This is a genomic window from Xanthobacter cornucopiae (assembly GCF_043195065.2).
GTDB lineage: Bacteria > Pseudomonadota > Alphaproteobacteria > Rhizobiales > Xanthobacteraceae > Xanthobacter.
Genome location: NZ_CM195531.1, coordinates 1,444,064 through 1,460,267, shown reverse-complemented (window position 1 = coordinate 1,460,267; position 16,204 = coordinate 1,444,064). Strand labels below are relative to the sequence as shown.

At 70.2% G+C, this 16,204-nt stretch carries 15 protein-coding genes; 5 read left to right on the top strand and 10 right to left on the bottom strand.

All coding sequences use genetic code 11. The features are described from left to right. Positions 1 to 192: 192 nt before the first annotated feature. Positions 193 to 2,367, top strand: a complete 2,175-nt coding sequence (locus V5F53_RS06585) for a ComEC/Rec2 family competence protein (RefSeq protein WP_393996755.1) — start codon at positions 193 to 195, stop codon at positions 2,365 to 2,367. A gap of 303 nt (positions 2,368 to 2,670) precedes the next feature. Here the strand turns inward: V5F53_RS06585 and lexA are convergent, their stop codons facing one another. The 9 genes from lexA to V5F53_RS06540 all read right to left on the bottom strand — a co-directional run bounded on the left by lexA (position 2,671) and on the right by V5F53_RS06540 (position 9,771). After that, positions 2,671 to 3,384: a transcriptional repressor LexA gene (gene lexA / locus V5F53_RS06580; protein ID WP_393996756.1), complete on the bottom strand. Its 714-nt coding sequence runs from the start codon at positions 3,382 to 3,384 to the stop codon at positions 2,671 to 2,673. Positions 3,385 to 3,571: 187 nt separating this feature from the next. Continuing rightward, complete coding sequence (locus tag V5F53_RS06575) at positions 3,572 to 4,786, bottom strand: molybdopterin molybdotransferase MoeA (RefSeq protein ID WP_393996757.1); 1,215 nt, start codon at positions 4,784 to 4,786, stop codon at positions 3,572 to 3,574. Between the two features lie 41 nt (positions 4,787 to 4,827). Next, positions 4,828 to 5,307 (bottom strand): cyclic pyranopterin monophosphate synthase MoaC, encoded by a 480-nt coding sequence (moaC, locus tag V5F53_RS06570; RefSeq protein WP_393996758.1) that lies wholly within the window; start codon positions 5,305 to 5,307, stop codon positions 4,828 to 4,830. Between the two features lie 136 nt (positions 5,308 to 5,443). Continuing rightward, positions 5,444 to 5,866: a DUF2147 domain-containing protein gene (locus V5F53_RS06565; protein WP_393996759.1), complete on the bottom strand. Its 423-nt coding sequence runs from the start codon at positions 5,864 to 5,866 to the stop codon at positions 5,444 to 5,446. A gap of 78 nt (positions 5,867 to 5,944) precedes the next feature. Then, positions 5,945 to 6,736, bottom strand: a complete 792-nt coding sequence (gene trpC, locus V5F53_RS06560) for an indole-3-glycerol phosphate synthase TrpC (RefSeq protein WP_393996760.1) — start codon at positions 6,734 to 6,736, stop codon at positions 5,945 to 5,947. Continuing rightward, the gene (gene trpD / locus V5F53_RS06555; RefSeq protein WP_393996761.1) at positions 6,736 to 7,767 is read right to left on the bottom strand and encodes an anthranilate phosphoribosyltransferase; all 1,032 of its coding nucleotides are present in this window, start codon (positions 7,765 to 7,767) and stop codon (positions 6,736 to 6,738) included. The genes trpC and trpD overlap by 1 nt, the downstream gene beginning before the upstream one ends. Before the next feature lie 9 nt (positions 7,768 to 7,776). After that, positions 7,777 to 8,373, bottom strand: coding sequence for an anthranilate synthase component II (locus V5F53_RS06550; protein WP_393996762.1), 597 nt, complete (start codon positions 8,371 to 8,373; stop codon positions 7,777 to 7,779). Positions 8,374 to 8,487: 114 nt separating this feature from the next. Continuing rightward, positions 8,488 to 8,745: a hypothetical protein gene (locus V5F53_RS06545; protein WP_393996763.1), complete on the bottom strand. Its 258-nt coding sequence runs from the start codon at positions 8,743 to 8,745 to the stop codon at positions 8,488 to 8,490. Between the two features lie 87 nt (positions 8,746 to 8,832). Next, positions 8,833 to 9,771 (bottom strand): NAD(P)-dependent oxidoreductase, encoded by a 939-nt coding sequence (locus tag V5F53_RS06540; RefSeq protein ID WP_509212978.1) that lies wholly within the window; start codon positions 9,769 to 9,771, stop codon positions 8,833 to 8,835. A gap of 256 nt (positions 9,772 to 10,027) precedes the next feature. Here V5F53_RS06540 and V5F53_RS06535 point away from each other — a divergent pair, with 256 nt between their 5' ends. After that, complete coding sequence (locus V5F53_RS06535; RefSeq protein WP_393996764.1) at positions 10,028 to 10,537, top strand: SH3 domain-containing protein; 510 nt, start codon at positions 10,028 to 10,030, stop codon at positions 10,535 to 10,537. A 1,336-nt stretch (positions 10,538 to 11,873) separates the two neighbouring features. Here V5F53_RS06535 and V5F53_RS06530 read toward each other — a convergent pair. Continuing rightward, entirely contained in the window at positions 11,874 to 12,284 is a 411-nt protein-coding gene (locus tag V5F53_RS06530; protein ID WP_393996765.1) for a hypothetical protein, read from the bottom strand. A 271-nt stretch (positions 12,285 to 12,555) separates the two neighbouring features. Here V5F53_RS06530 and V5F53_RS06525 point away from each other — a divergent pair, with 271 nt between their 5' ends. From V5F53_RS06525 to pyrG, 3 genes are all read left to right on the top strand, one after another. Then, positions 12,556 to 13,890, top strand: coding sequence for an NCS2 family permease (locus V5F53_RS06525; protein WP_393996766.1), 1,335 nt, complete (start codon positions 12,556 to 12,558; stop codon positions 13,888 to 13,890). Between the two features lie 159 nt (positions 13,891 to 14,049). Further along, positions 14,050 to 14,445, top strand: a complete 396-nt coding sequence (gene secG / locus V5F53_RS06520) for a preprotein translocase subunit SecG (RefSeq protein WP_393996767.1) — start codon at positions 14,050 to 14,052, stop codon at positions 14,443 to 14,445. A gap of 105 nt (positions 14,446 to 14,550) precedes the next feature. Beyond that, positions 14,551 to 16,179 carry a CTP synthase gene (gene pyrG / locus V5F53_RS06515; RefSeq protein WP_393996768.1) on the top strand — a complete coding sequence of 543 codons (1,629 nt, stop codon included), beginning with the start codon at positions 14,551 to 14,553 and terminating at the stop codon, positions 16,177 to 16,179. Positions 16,180 to 16,204 lie beyond the last annotated feature (25 nt).

The following is a 16,204-nucleotide window of genomic DNA, read 5'->3' as shown; positions in this document are numbered from 1 at the left end:
GCACCGCCGGCACCGCGGAAAGTCTGCCGTGGCGCGCGCGAGGCGCCCGTGTAGCATAGGCGCACCGCACAAGAAATACGGGCGCGACGGGGCGGGATGCCGATGGAGCCGGGGCGGGGCAGGGGCGAGGGGAGTGGCGGAGGCCGCCCGCCCGCGCGGGCCGTCGCGGTCGTCGCGGGGGCGCGTCCGGCGGTGGCGCGGTTCGATCCCCTGTGGCGCGCCCTGGCGGCCCGGATCGGCGCGGACCTCCTGGCCGAGAGCGCGTCCGGGCGGCTGGCGCTGTGGTTGCCCGTGGCCTTCGCCGCCGGAATTCTCGCCTATTTCGGCGCCCGCCATGAGCCGTCTTTGGCGGCGGCGCTCGGCCTCACGGCGGCGCTGGCGGCGGCCTCCGTGGCGGCGCGGCGGCGGGCGGTGCTGGCCGGCGTCCTGGCCGGCCTTTGCGCGTTTGCGGCGGGGTTCTCCGCCGGCTGCGTGCGCACCGCGTGGGTGATGCATGAGGCGGTCGCGGCGCCGCCAGCGTTTCCGGTGAAGCTCTCCGGCCATGTGGAGCGGCTGGAGCGGCGCGCGACGAGCGATCGCATCCTGCTGCGGCTCGATCCGGGGCCGGTGTCCGGCCTTGAGGGGCAGCCGCGCCTGGTGCGGCTTTCCCTCAAGCGGGGCACTGCGCCGCCGGTGGGCGCGCATCTGACCCAGACGGCGCGCCTTCTGCCGCCGCTCGGTCCGGCGATGCCGGGCTCCCACGACTTCGGGCGGGCGCCGTGGTTCCAGGGCATCGACGCGGTCGGATTCGGGCTCGGCCGCCCACGGCTCTCGCCGGCCGCCGGCCCGCCTCCCCTCTCGGTGCGGGTGGCGATGGCGGTGGACGCGGCGCGCGCGGGGCTTGCCGGCCGCATCCGCGCCGTGCTGCAGGGCACGCCTGCGGCGATCGCCGTCGCCCTGGTGGCCGGTGACCGCTCCGCCATCGCCCCGGCGGTGGAGGAGGGCATGCGGGTGTCGGGACTGACGCATGTGCTGTCCATCTCCGGCCTGCACATGGCGCTGGTGGCCGGCACCCTGTTCGCCCTGGCGCGCGGGGGGCTGGCCCTGGTACCGACGCTGGCCCTTCGCTGGCCGATCAAGGCCCTGGCGGCGCTGCTGGCGCTGGCCGGGAGCGCCGGCTACCTCGTCTTGTCCGGCAATGACGTGCCGGCGCAGCGCTCGTTCGTGATGACGGGGCTGGTGCTGGTCGGCGTTCTCGCGGGGCGGCGCGCCCTCACCTTGCGTACCGTGGCGGTGGCGGCGGTCGTGGTGCTGGGCCTCACCCCCGAGGCGGCGCTCGATCCCGGTCCACAGATGTCGTTCGCGGCCACCCTGGCCCTGGTGGCGGCCTACGAGCGGCTGCGTCCGTTGCAGGCGATGCCCCGGCCGGACGGGGTGGCCGCCCGCCTGGCGCTGATGCCGCTGGTGTTCGTCGTCGGCAGCGTGCTGACGGCGCTGGTGGCCGGCACGGCCAGCGGTCCCTATGGCGCCTTTCACTTTCAGCGCATCGCGCCCTACGGCGTCCTGGCCAATCTGGCGGCGATGCCCGCCGTCACTTTTCTGGTGATGCCGTTTGGGCTCATCGGCGTGCTGCTGATGCCGTTCGGATGGGACGCCTTGGCCTGGCCGGTGATGGGGCTGGGCATCGAAATCATGCTGGCGGTGTCCGACCAGGTCGCGGCCCTGCCGGGGGCCGATGCCCGGCTCGACACCGTGAACGCCGCCGCCCTGCTCTGGTTCACGGTGGCGCTTCTGGTCCTTTGCCTGCTGCGCGGCGTGCCGAGCCTGCTGGCGCTGCCGGCGCTGCTGGCGGCGATCCTGGTCTCCGGCGCGCCGCCGCGCCCCGCCGTGCTGGTGGCGCCGAATGCCGCCACGGTGGCGGTGCGCGGCGCCGACGGGCGGTTGTCCGTCGTGGGAGCGCGCGGCCAGCGGGTGCTGGTCGAGCAGTGGCTGACGCGTGAGGGCGACCGCCGCGCGGCGGGCGGGGACGACATGGCGCGGGGCTTCGTTTGCGATCGGCTGGGCTGCGTCGCCCCGCTTCCGGGCGGCGGCGCCCTCGCCGTTTCGTACCGGGCCGAGGGGTTGGCGGCGGACTGCCTGAATGCCCGCATCGTCGTCACCCGCGAGGTGCCCCCCCGGGGGTGCCCGGCGCGGGTCGTAACCCCGGCGGAACTGCAACGCTCGGGAACCTTGGCGTTCTTCCTGATCGACGGCGCCTTGCAGGCCCGTCCGGCGAGGGACCCGGGGATCGACCGGCCCTGGATGCCGCCACTTCCCTCGCCGCCCGAGGAGCCGGCCATGGCCACCGATTCCGCGCCGCCCGAGACCGACGACGCCACCGCGGAGTAACCAAGGCCGCGCCCTTTCCGGCGGACCACGGTTCCGTCGGGAGCGGGCAGGGCTGCCGCGCCGTGCATCGAGAGGGGCACATCCATAACCGCGCCGGCCGACCGCCGGCTGGTGTCCGCGTCTTTTTCATTCCGGCGGGTCGAACCGGTGTCCGCCACCTGGCGCATTTGCCTGGGTGCGCCGATCTCCCGGGTGCTTCGATGCCGCCACCTGCCGCCCCTCAAAGGTGCATCGGGCTCCGTCTGAGCCGGCCGCGATGCTTCCGGTGCGCTTGCGTTCAGGCCGGCGCTGGCCCCCGGGCGTTCAGTAGCGCCGCATGAGACCGATCAGCCGGCCCTGGATGCGCACGCGATCCGGACCGAAGATGCGCGTCTCATAGGCCGGATTCGCCGCTTCCAGGGCTATGGACGCGCCCTTCTTGCGCAGGCGCTTCAAGGTGGCCTCCTCGTCATCCACAAGGGCCACCACGATGTCGCCGGTCTCGGCGCTGTCGCACTTGCGAATCAACACCGTGTCGCCATCCAGGATGCCGGCCTCGATCATGCTGTCGCCGCGCACCTCCAGCGCGAAATGCTCGCCTGAGCCGAGCATTTCCGGTGGGATATTCAAGGTCGCGTTGCGGGTCTGGATGGCGGAAATGGGCGTGCCGGCGGCAATTCGCCCCATCACCGGCACCGCGACGCTCTGCCCGCTGTCTTCCTCGTCCTCGGCCACGGGCCGCACCTTGCCGAGGCTCCCCTCGATCACCGAGGGGGAAAAGCCGCGCGTGGTACCGCGCGGCGTCGCGAGGCCGGGAGCCACGCTGTCCGGCAGGCGCACCACCTCCAGCGCCCGCGCCCGGTTCGGCAGGCGGCGGATGAACCCGCGCTCCTCCAGGGCGGTGATCAGTCGATGGATGCCCGATTTGGAGCGCAGGTCGAGCGCCTCCTTCATCTCGTCGAACGAGGGTGGAACGCCGGTTTCCTTCAGCCGTTCATGGATGAAGCGAAGCAGGTCGTATTGCTTGCGCGTCAGCATCTCACCCCCCGTTGCGCAGCCACCGTGCACTGGTTCAACCGTACCGTCCTGCAGGGAGGATGGAGGGTGTGCGGTGGCGTTGCGAAAAGAAACAAATCAAGAACAGGTTGTATCTGTTCCTTTTGTGTTCCGCAAGGGTGAAGATCGGCTTAACCTTGCTCCAAAAAGGCCGAAGCCGGCCTTTGTGCTAATCGTGAAAGGGGATGATCTCGCACGGGTCGCCGGGCGCGGCGGCGGGGGCGAAGGGGGGGCGCACCAGCAGGCAGTCCGCGGCGGCGAGCACGCTTAGCATGGCGCTGTCCTGAGACGGGAAGGGCGTCACCCGGACCGACCCGTCGGGGGCCTGTTCCGCGCGCGCGCGCATGAAGTCGCGGCGCTGGTCGTTGGCGGGCACCGCCACCGCCAGCCGCGCCGGCGCGGTGCGCAGGCCCGCCGCTGCGTCACCCTGAAGCGCGCGCACCAGGGGGTCCAGGAAGACCAGCGCGCACACGTGCGAGGACACGGGATTGCCGGGCAGGCCCAGGCATCGCACCGCGCCGCGGCTGCCATACATCAGCGGCTTGCCGGGACGCAGCGCGATCTTGTGCACGTAGAGATCGACGCCCTCGGCCCGCAGCGCCGGGGCCATCAGGTCGTGGTCGCCCACCGAGGCCCCGCCGGAAGTCACCACCAGATCGAAGGCGCCGCTCAGCGCCCGCGCCACGATGGCGCGGATGTCTGCGAGATCGTCGCCCACGAGACCAAGATCGGTCACCTCCGCGCCGGCGCGCGTCGCCAGCGCGGCAAGGCCGAAGGCGTTGGAGACGACGATCTCCCCAGGCGCGCCGGAGCCGCGCCCGGGCAGCACCAGTTCATCGCCCGTCTGGATGAGGGCGACGCGCGGGCGACGCGCCACAGGCAGGAGGGCATGATCCATGGCCGCTGCCAGCATGATGTCGCGGCTGGTCAGCCGGCGTCCGGCGTAAAGGCCCGGCGTGCTTGCGAGAAAATCGCAGCCGAGTTTGCGCACATTGCGCAGGGCCGCCGTGGGCGCCGTGGTGGTCAGCCGCTCGCCGTCCCGGGTGGTATTTTCCTGGATCACGACGGTGTCTGCCCCCTCGGGCACCACCGCGCCGGTGAAGATGCGCACCGCCTCGCCCTTCCCCACCGTCCCGCCGAACGGGCGGCCGGCGGCAGATTCGCCGATGACGGTAAGGCGCGCAGGGGTGTCGGCGATGTCGGCGCCGCGCACCGCGTAGCCGTCCATGGCCGACATGTCGGCGGGGGGCTGGGACCGCCGGGCGATGAGATCGGCCGCGAGCACCCGGCCGGCCGCGGCCTCCACCGGAACCTCTTCCACGCCGAGCAGGGTCGCCGACTGGGTTACACGGCTCTGGGCTTCCTCAACGGTCATCAGCGCCATGGCGCGGTTCCTTCTTATTGCTGTCTGGCCGGCGCGTTGGCTCAGTCCTCCGCCCGCCACGCGCCGCTGCGCCCGCCGGATTTCTCGATGAGGCGAATGCCCTCGATCCGCATGCCGCGATCCACCGCCTTGGCCATGTCGTAGAGGGTAAGGCAGGCCACCGAGACGGCGGTGAGCGCTTCCATCTCCACGCCGGTCTGGCCGGAGGTCTTCACCCGCGCCGTCACCACCAGGCCCGGCAGGTCGGGGGCGGCATCGATCTCCACCTCGACTTTCGACAGCATCAGCGGGTGGCAGAGGGGAATCAGCTCATGAGCGCGCTTTGACGCCATGATGCCGGCGATGCGCGCGACGCCCAGGACATCGCCCTTCCTGGCGTTGCCGGAGAGCACCATCTGGAGGGTGGCGGGCGCCATGGCGATGCGGCCCTCGGCCACCGCCTCGCGGGCGGTTACCGCCTTTGACGAGACGTCCACCATGCGCGCGGCGCCCTGGTCGTCGAGATGGGTCAGGCTCGCCATGGCAGGGACTACGCCTTCGGAATCGATGCGGACCGCCGCAAGATGGCGTCCGGGGGCGAAGCTGTCCACCACCGTCGGGTCGCAGCCAGGGGGCGCGCCCGCGCCCCCCGTTGTCGATCCGGGAAGAGCTTGGGGCTCAGCGCAGGCGGGTCCAGCTCTGGGTCTTGCAGAGCGGCGCGAGGATGCAGCCCTTCAGCTTCAGGGTATCGTTGCCGTCCAGCGTGAGGGTGCCCGAGTAGGTCTTGCCGTCCTCGGCGTTGTAGATGGTGCCGCCGGTCCATTCCTGAGGGCCGCCGGCGAAGCCGGTGAGGATGGTCAGTCCCTTGAGCGGGCGGCCGCGCTGGGCGGCATTCTGGTTGTTGACATCCTTCAGCGCCGGATCGGCCGCCAACCCTTCGGACGAGACGAGACGTCCGCACAAGGCCGCGCCGCACCGGGAGATCTCCACCTGGCCGCCGCGCGTCGGCGTCTGCCACAGGCCGGTGGGATCGGCCGCCGAGGCTGGGCTCGACACCAGGCCGGCAAGACCCAGACAGGCGGCGACAAAGGCCCATTTCATCACGATCCTCCCATATGGCCCGGCCTCTTCGCGGGCCGGGTCTATCCATTAAGGCGGAAAGTGACGTATAGGGCAAGCCTACGACGCAAGGAGTGATGATGTTGCGCTTGCGACATCCTCCTGGCGCATCAGGCTCTCGCCCACCAGGATGCTGCGGATGCCCGCCTGCGCCAGCCGCCCCACCTCCTGCGCGGTGAAGATGCCGCTCTCGCCGATCACCAGCCGGTCCGCCGGCACCCGCGGTGCCAGCCGCTCGCAGGTGCTAAGGGAGGTCTCGAAGGTGCGCAGGTCGCGGTTGTTGATGCCGATGAGGCGGCTCGGCAGCGCCAGGGCGCGGTCCAGCTCGGCGTCATCGTGAACCTCGAATATGGCATCCATGCCATGGGCGTCGGCCGCCGCCGCGAGGTCCCCGGCGAGGGCATCGTCGACGCCGGCCATGATGATGAGGATGCAGTCGGCCCCCCAGGCGCGGGCTTCCGCCACCTGGTAGGTGTCGTACATGAAGTCCTTGCGCAGCACCGGCAGGCTCACCGCCGCCCGCGCCGCCTTCAGGTAGTCCGGCGCGCCCTGGAAGGAGGGCGTGTCGGTGAGGATGGAGAGGCAGGTGGCTCCGCCCCGCTGATAGGCGCGGGCGAGCGCCGGGGGGTCAAAGTCCGGCCGGATCAGGCCCTTGGACGGGCTCGCCTTCTTGATCTCGGCGATCAGCGCGGTCTGGCCGTCGGCGATGGCACGGGCCAGCGCGGCGGCGAACGGGCGCACGCGCGGCGCGGCCCTGGCGGCGGCCTCGATCTCCGCCAGCGGATGGGCCCGCTTGGCGGCCGCGATTTCCTCGCGCTTATAGGCCTCGATGCGAGTGAGGATGTTGCTCATCAGGCTGCCTCCGCCAGCGCCGCCGAAACCGTCACCAGATGCGCCAGCCGGCTTCGGGCGGCGCCGCTGTCAAGGCTCGCTGTGGCCAGCTCGACGCCCTGGCGTAGATCCTTGGCGCGGCCCGCCACCACCAGCGCGGCGGCGGCATTGAACACCGAAACGTCGCGGTAGGCGTTGCGCGCGCCGTCGAGCACGGCGGTGAGCGCGGCGGCATTCTCCTTCGCGTCGCCCCCCTTCAGGGCTTCCGCCGGGGCGCGGGCGAGACCCACATCCTCCGGCGTCACCTGGAAGGTGTGGATGCGGCCGTCCTCCAGCACCGCGATGTCGGTGGCACCGGAAATGGTGATCTCGTCGAGCCCGTCGGAGCCGTGCACCACGAACGCCCGCTCGGAGCCGAGCGCCTTCAGTACCTCGGCCAGCGGCACGATCCAGGACTTGGCGAACACGCCCACCATCTGCCGCGTCACGCCGGCCGGATTGGAGAGCGGGCCGATGAGATTGAAGATGGTGCGGGTGCCCAGTTCCACCCGGGCCGGCCCCACGTGCTTCATGGCCGGATGATGGGCGGGCGCGAACATGAAGCCGATGCCGGTCTCCGCCACGCAGCGGGAGATGCCGGCCGGCGACAGGTCGATGCGGACGCCGAGCGCGGCCAGCACGTCGGCGGCGCCGGACTTGGAGGACAGCGCCCGGTTGCCGTGCTTGGCCACCGGCACTCCGGCCCCGGCGACGATGAAGGAGGCGCAGGTGGAGATGTTGTAGGAGCCGGAGGCATCGCCGCCGGTGCCCACCACGTCCACGGCCCCGGCGGGTGCCACCACCGGTAGCATCTTGGCCCGCATCACCGAGACCGCGCCGGCGATCTCGTCCACGGTCTCCCCCCGCACCCGCAGGCCCATCAGCAGGGCGCCCATCTGCGCGGGGGTGGCCTCGCCCGACATCATCTTGTCGAACGCGATGGCGGCCTCGTCGCGGGACAGGCTGGCGCCGGTGGCGACCTTGCCAAGCAGCGGCTTGAACTCGTCGGTCATCTTTTGTCCTCAGCCTCTGGCCGCGTTGAAGGCGGTCGCAATCTCCAGGAAATTGCGCAGCAGCGCATGGCCGTTCTCGGAGGCGATGCTCTCGGGGTGGAACTGCACGCCGTGGATTGGCCGGGTCTTGTGCGCCAGGCCCATGATGAGGCCGTCGGCGGTGTGGGCGGTCACTTCCAGCGCGTCGGGCAGGGTCTCGCGCCGTACGATCAGGGAGTGGTAGCGGGTCGCCTGGAACGAATGGTTGAGGCCGCGGAACACGCTTCGGCCCTCATGCAGGATTTCGGACAGCTTGCCATGCATGGGGGTCGGCGCGCGCACCACATCGCCGCCGAACACCTGGCCGATGGCCTGGTGGCCCAGGCACACGCCGAAGATGGGCACCTGGGCTCCGGCCTCGGCGATGAGATCGCAGCAGATGCCGGCCTCGGAGGGCGTGCAGGGGCCGGGGGAGAGCACGATCGCATCCGGCTTCTGCGCCAGCACCTCGGCGATGGAGACGGCGTCGTTGCGGTGCACGGTGACGCTGGCGCCGAGCTCGCCCAGGTAATGCACGAGGTTGTAGGTGAAGCTGTCGTAATTATCGATCAGCGTAACGGCGGTCATGGTGGCTCCTGGCGGCTCCTGGCGGCCGTCGCCGTCCCATTGGCGGCGAGCTGCCGGCTCCGGCCCGATGTCGGCTCAAGGTCCGGTGGTTAAAGCGCGCGCCGGCGGGCGCGGTCAAGCGACGGCGAAGATGGATTTCAGCGCGTCGGTCGCCATCGGCGCGGGCCAGCGCAACCGCCCGCCGGCCTGGACAGGGCGGGCCGGTTCGAACGCGCGGAAAATGGCCTCGGCAGCGGCATCGGGTCCATCGGCGGTTTCGCGGTGTCGCTGGGAGAAGTCAAGCACCGGATCAAGCGGGGATAGTACGCCGCCAGGCGGGGCAAGAAAAGCGGCTTGGCCGCCGCCGGGCTCCACCGGCTTGCGCGCGGCCATGGTCGCGCCACAGGAAACATGCGTCCCCTCACATGAAAACAGCCGGGCAAGCCCGGCTGTCCGATCGATCACGGCTCGGGCCGCGCCTCACAGCATGGCGGGCAGCACGCGGTCCGGCGGGCGGTGGCCGTCCATGAAGGTCTTGATGTTCACGATGACCTTCTCGCCCATGTCGATGCGCCCTTCGAGGGTCGCCGAGCCCAGGTGCGGCAGCAGCACCACCTTGCCCTGCCGCGCGAGGCGCACCAGCTTGGGGTTCACCGCCGGCTCCTGCTCGAACACGTCGAGGCCGGCGCCGCCGAGCTCGCCGGCTTCCAGCAGGCGGGTGAGGGCGTTCTCGTCGATGATCTCGCCGCGCGCGGTGTTCACCACATAGGCGTCCGGCTTCAGCAGCTTGAGGCGGCGGGCCGAAAGCAGGTGATAGGTGGCCGGCGTGTGCGGGCAGTTGACCGAGACGATGTCCATGCGGGCCAGCATCTGGTCGAGGCTGTCCCAATAGGTGGCGTCCAGCATCTCTTCCACGCCGGAAGGCAGCCGGTGGCGGTTGTGATAGTGGATCTGCAGGCCGAAGGCCTTGGCGCGGCGCGCCACCGCCTGGCCGATGCGGCCCATGCCGATGATGCCGAGGCGCTTGCCCCAGATGCGCCGGCCGAGCATCCAGGTGGGCGACCAGCCGGACCATTCGTCCTTGTCCGAAATCATCACCTGCGCGCCTTCGGCGAGGCGGCGCGGCACCGCCAGGATCAGCGCCATGGTCATGTCGGCGGTGTCCTCGGTGAGGACGCCGGGGGTATTGGTGACGGTGATGCCCCGGTTGAGCGCGCTCGCGACGTCGATGTGGTCGACGCCGTTCGAGAAGGAGGCGATGAGGCGCAGATTCTCACCCGCCTGCGAGAGCAGGGCGGAATCGATCCGGTCCGTGACGGTGGGCACCAGCACGTCGGCGGTTCGCACCGCCTCGGTGAGGGCCGCCTGATCCATGGGCGTGTCGTCCACGTTCAGGCGGGCGTCGAAAAGCTCGCGCATGCGCGTCTCGACCGATTCGGGCAATTTGCGCGTGACGACGACCAGCGGTTTGCGGCGCACGATGGGCACTTCCCATTCCCCATTTCTTAACCGTTCTCGTTCCGTCTATCAGACAGGCGGGGAAACACAAGGCGTCCCGCGCCGCACACGCTTGACGACATCCGGGCGCGGGCGCACTGCCTCTTCCCCGAAAACCCGAGTGCGAAAGGACCAGCCGATGCTGTCGATGGCGCGAGCCCTTCCCCGAAAAGATCTCATGCGGACCCTGCCGGCGCTGGCCCTGGCCCTGGTGGTGACGCTGGGTTCGGCCGGGACGGCGGGCGCCGCCGAGGACGGCACCTCCGGCCTGCCGGTGCCGCGCTTCGTCTCGCTGAAGGCGGACAAGGTGAACGTGCGCAACGGCCCCAACAAGGACCAGGACGTGGCCTGGGTGTTTTCCCGCGCCGGCCTGCCGGTGGAGGTGACGGCCGAGTTCGAAACCTGGCGCCGCATCCGCGATGCCGATGGCGCCGAGGGCTGGGTCTATCATTCCATGCTGTCGCTGCGGCGCACGGCGCTGGTGGCGCCCTGGCTCAAGAACGAGACGGTCCTGCTGCGGGCGGAGCCGAACGCCGACGCCAAGGTGGTGGCGCGCCTCGAACCGGGTGTGCTCGGCACCGTGAAGAAGTGCGACGGCAAGTTCTGCCGCCTGTCCGGCGAGGGGTTCGACGGCTACGTGCCGCAGGCGCAATTGTTCGGCGTCTACCCGGACGAAAAGATGGACTGACGCGCCGGGCGTCCGTCACACCACCTCCTTCCACCGAGCGCCCGCGGTGGCGCAGGGGCAGCGGTTCGGTCACCATCATTATGGGAGATGCCGCATGGGAGATGCCGCGCGCCCACAGCCCGTCCTCGCCCCCAGCAATCCCCGTGGTCGCCGCACACGATGATCGTGGTGTCCGCGAACAACGCCAGCAGCGGCGCGATCTGGCGGTCCACATACGCGCGGCACAGGCGTTGGCGGTTGCGGCAGGCCTCCGCCCGGTCCACGGTCTGGAACGGGAGGCAGGGGGTGTCCGCCTGATCCCAGGGCGAGCCCGCGCGGCGCCTGAGCGGACCCACTTGGTACCGGTCGAAGACCGGGGCCGATAGCATAATGGAGAACGTGGGTTTCGCCTCCGTTCGGAAACACGAGCGGATTCCACTCCCTGTCCCGGGCGATGGCCTTCTCGATGTAGGCGAACTGCGCGCCCACCCCTTTCCTGCTGACGGACAGGAACTGCTCGAAGCCGTCGATGAGCTTCCTCGACGCTGGGGGATTTGGGTTGAACCAGCCCATGGCGGTCGTCCCCACCGTGGCTTGGCTCGCATTGCGGAAGCCGTGAACGATATCGTTTCCCGAAACCGAGAGGCCGACGCGTCCCCAGTCGGCGACGTCGGCCCGCACCAGCCCGAACAGCCGGGTGAACTTCGGGTTGAGGGCGGCCGTTTCCAGTTCCGCCGCGCCCGGGGTGAAGCCGGCAAACAAGGCCAGATGCGAAGCGTAGGTGAAACGGGCGGGCGCCTGCGCCTTCTACAGGGCGGAAGCCGATTTCATGGCGGGGGCGTCGGCTGCGGCCGGCGTGTCGTGGCGGCAGGAATCGATGGTCACGAAGCGAATGCTATCGGCAGCGACACGCATGGCGGACGCGTCGATCAACGATTGGAGGAGGGCACAGGCGGGCGCGCGCCAGTCACCATCGTCAAGGCTGAAGGGGCCGCAGGTGTCGCCCGGGGGGCGACGCGCCTTGTCGCAGGATGCCGTGGGAGGCCGGCGGGGCCGCCGGCCGTCAACGCCGGTGGCCATCGGCTCACCAGCGCCACGCCTCGATCGCGCAGATAGGGGAGCGCAGATGGGGGCGCGCAGTTCCGCAGCCGGGGAGGGCGGAGACGATGCATCCTCCAACCCTGGCCGGCAGCTCTCAGCGCTTCCATCGGTCACTTCCGCGGCCGCAACCGACGAGTCAGGCAGATCGTCGCGCGCGCCAGTCACGACCTCCGTGCCCGGTGCCGTCCGCCGCTGGGGCCCGCCAAAACTCACCGGAACAACCGGTGAAGCGGCGCCAACGGCGGCCGGCAGCGCCTCAGGTGGCCTTGATCATCGCCAGCGTGCCCCGGTCGAGCCGCTCGATGTCGGCGCCGAGCTGGCTCAGGAGCGCGTCCACCTTGGCGAAGACCTCGGTGGGGTTGTGGCTGCGCAGCACGCTGGTCAAGGCCAGGGACGTTTTCTGATAGGCCTCGCGAGCGGCATTGTATTCGGCGAGGACCTCGGGCTTGGAGGCGGCCGGCGTGCCCTGGATCTCCGCGCTGGCGATCCAGGCGTCTGTCGCCAGGCTGGATCCGCGCCGCCAGGTGGAACTCGCGTCCACCTTCAGGGGATCAGCGACCGCCGCGGCCACCTCGGCGGCGCCGGAGGTCGCGGTCACAAGAGCGGCGTCGGGACTGGCCGGAGCCGACGACAGCGCGCTTAATGGATTGACGGCACTCGTCACCATATGCCCCTCCTGGGAGGCGGGACCCGCGGGGCACGTCATGTGCACGCAGGTTCGTGAATCGGTGCCGACCTCATGTCGGCAGGATTGCTGACGGGCGGGGCCAGACAGAAGCGGTCTGACTTAAAGTCACGCTACCATAGGCAGCAGGGGTTGAACATGGGTAGAGCGGCCGGAACGCCCTGCGCACGCAAGGTTTGTGCGTCGCACCCATGATTTCGGGAGCCCGGCCGGCGCCACTGGCCGGCTTCCCGGGTTACCGTTGGGGGTGAGCATGACGAAGGATGCCGATACCGTTGCCGGCACGGCCCTGGGCCGGGCGCTCGAACGCGCCTTCGGGCTTAAGGCGCATGGCGCCCGGGTGCCTACGGAACTGGCGGCGGGCGTCACCACCTTCCTCACCATGAGCTACATCATCGTGGTGAATCCGCAGATTCTGGCGGCGGCGGGCATCGACCAGGGAGCCGCCTTCGTCGCCACCTGCCTCGCCGCGGCACTCGGCAGCCTCGCCATGGGGCTGATCGCCAACTATCCCATCGCGCTGGCTCCGGGCATGGGCATCAATGCCTATTTCGCCTTCACCGTGGTCGGCGCCATGGGGGTGCCCTGGCCGGTGGCGCTGGGCGCCGTGTTCCTGTCCGGCCTGCTGTTCCTGGCCGTGAGCCTGCTGCGGTTCCGGGTGTGGCTGGTGAATTCCATTCCACTGTCGCTCAAGCTCGGCATCGGCGCCGGAATCGGCCTGTTCCTGGGCCTGCTCGGTCTCCATGGCATGGGCGTGGTGGTGGCCAAGCCGGCCACCCTGGTGGCGCTCGGGCCGCTCGGCGCGGCGTCCACCCTGCTTGCCTGCCTTGGCTTCCTGCTGATGGCGGGGCTGGCGGCGCGCCGGGTGCCGGGGGCCATCCTCATCGGCATCGCGGCGGCGACCCTGGCCGGGGTGCCGCTGGGCCTCGTCAGTTTTGGCGGGGTGGTGGCGCCGCCGCCCTCGCTGCTGCCGACCTTGTTTCAGCTCGATGTCCTCGGGGCGCTGCGGGGCGGGCTCGTCGCCGTGGTGCTCGCCTTCTTCCTGGTCGACCTGCTGGACAACATGGGAACGCTGATCGCCACCCTGCATCGCGCGGGGCTGATGCGGGCCGACGGCTCGGTGCCGCGCCTGCGCCAGGTGCTGCTGGCCGATTCCGGCAGCGCCATCGCCGGCAGCCTGCTCGGCACTTCTCCCACCGTGTCCTATATCGAAAGCGCGTCGGGGATCGCCGCCGGCGGCCGCACCGGCCTCGTCGCCGTTACCGTCGCTGCGCTGTTCCTGCTGTGCCTGCTGTTCTCGCCGTTGGCCCTGGCGGTGCCCGCCTTCGCCACGGCGCCGGCGCTGCTCTATGTCGCCTGCTCCATGCTTGGCGCCCTGCGCGACCTGGCGTGGGACGAGCCGACCGAATCCCTGCCGGCGGCGGTGACGGCGCTGGGCATCGTCTTCACTTTCTCCATCGCCACCGGAATCGGCCTGGGCTTCCTGGCCTATGTGGGGGTGAAGCTGATTGCCGGCCGCTGGCGCGAGATCGGCGGGGCGGTGTGGCTGATCGCGGCGGCCTCGGCGGTGATGCTTGCGCTGGAGTAGCCAGCCGGCACAACGCCTTTCCCGGCGGCGGCGGCCCAGGCCGGCGTCCACCGCATGGGAGGGCGCAAGACCGCCTTCCCTCCCGTCGATTGTTCGTGTAGATGACGCGGCAACTGGCGTGCCCGGTCCTCCGGCCGTGGCGCGAACATGATGGATTCCATGCAAACGGTTCTGATCGTCATTCACCTGTTGGTGGTGCTCGCGCTCATTGGCGTGGTGCTGATCCAGCGCTCCGAAGGGGGCGGGCTCGGCATTGGCGGCGGCGGTGGCGGCGGCGGTGGCTTCTTCACCGCGCGCGGCTCGGCCAACGTGTTGACCCGCGCCACCGCCATCCTCGCGGTGCTGTTCTTCATCACCTCCCTCGCCCTTACCATCCAGGCGGGCTGGGGCCGGTCGCCGCGCTCCATCCTCGCTCCGGCGGGGCAGGGGCAGGGCGGGCCGGCGGTGCCGCAGAGCGGCGGCAGCATTCTCGATCAGATTCGCCCGCAGGGCGGGGCTCCGGCCACGCCCGCTCCGGCGGCGCCCTCGGGCCCGCAGGTTCCGCAGTCCCAGTGAGTGTGTCGCCGCGGTCGGTCCGCGGCGCCGGTCCTTTTCCACAGGCGAGGCGAGGCCGGCTGCGGCTTCGCCCTCGCCGAATCGCGTTTGCACGAGGTCGCGACCATGGCGCGCTATATCTTCATCACCGGCGGCGTCGTGTCTTCCCTGGGCAAGGGCCTCGCCTCCGCCGCCCTCGGCGCGCTGCTGCAGGCGCGCGGATACACGGTTCGCCTGCGCAAGCTCGACCCCTACCTGAACGTCGATCCCGGCACCATGAGCCCCTACCAGCACGGTGAGGTGTTCGTGACCGACGACGGCGCGGAGACCGACCTCGACCTCGGCCATTACGAGCGCTTCACCGGCCATCCGGCGACCCGCCAGGACAACATCACCACGGGCCGCATCTACCAGGACATCCTGACGAAGGAGCGCCGGGGCGACTATCTCGGCGCCACGATCCAGGTGATTCCCCACGTTACCAACGCGATCAAGGACTTCGTGCTCGAGGGCAACGAGGGCTTCGACTTCGTGCTGGTGGAGATCGGCGGCACGGTGGGCGATATCGAGGGCCTGCCCTTCTTCGAGGCCACCCGCCAACTGAAGAACGAGCTGCCGCGCGGCCACGCCATCTTCATTCACCTGACCTTGCTGCCCTACATCCCTTCGGCCGGCGAGGTGAAGACCAAGCCCACCCAGCATTCGGTGAAGGAGCTGCGCTCCATCGGCATCCAGCCGGACATCCTCTTGTGTCGCACCGACCGGGAGATCCCGCGCGAGGAGCGGCGCAAGCTGTCGCTGTTCTGCAACGTGCGGGAAAGCGCGGTGATCGAGGCCCGCGATGTGGACAACATCTATGCCGTGCCGTCCGCCTACCATGCGGAGGGCCTCGACAAGGAGGTGCTGGCGGCGTTCAACATCGAGCCGGCGCCGGCGCCAAACCTGAAGCGATGGACCGACATCGAGAACCGCGTGCGCAACCCCGAGGGCGAGGTCACCATCGCCATCGTCGGCAAGTACACGGGCCTCAAGGACGCCTACAAGTCGCTGATCGAGGCCCTGGCCCATGGCGGCATCGCCCATCGGGTCAAGGTCAATCTCGACTGGATCGAGAGCGAGACCTTCGAGCGCGAGGACCCGACCCCGTTCCTGGAGCATGTGCACGGCATCCTCGTGCCCGGCGGCTTTGGCCAGCGCGGGGCGGAGGGCAAGATTCGCGCGGCGCGCTTCGCCCGCGAGCGGCAGGTGCCCTATCTTGGCATCTGCTTCGGCATGCAGATGGCAGTCATCGAGGCGGCGCGAAACCTGGCCGGCATCGACAAGGCCAATTCCACCGAGTTCGGCCCGACCGTCGAGCCCGTGGTCGGCCTGCTCACGGAATGGCTGAAGGGCAACGAGCTGCTGCGCCGCACCGAGGCCGGAGATCTTGGCGGCACCATGCGGCTCGGCGCCTATGAGGCGTGCCTGGAGCCGGGCAGCCGCGTCGAGTCCATCTATGGTAAGCGCGACATTTTCGAGCGCCACCGCCACCGCTACGAGGTGAACACCGCCTATCGCGAGCGGCTGGAGCAGCACGGCCTCAGATTCTCGGGCATGTCGCCAGATGGGCTGCTGCCGGAAATCGTGGAACACCAGAATCACCCCTGGTTCGTGGGTGTCCAGTTCCACCCGGAGTTGAAGTCGCGGCCGTTCGATCCGCATCCGCTGATCGCGTCCTTCGTCGGCGCGGCCAAGGAGCAGAGCCGCCTCGTGTGAGGCGGTTACCTCCATAACGCCTTGA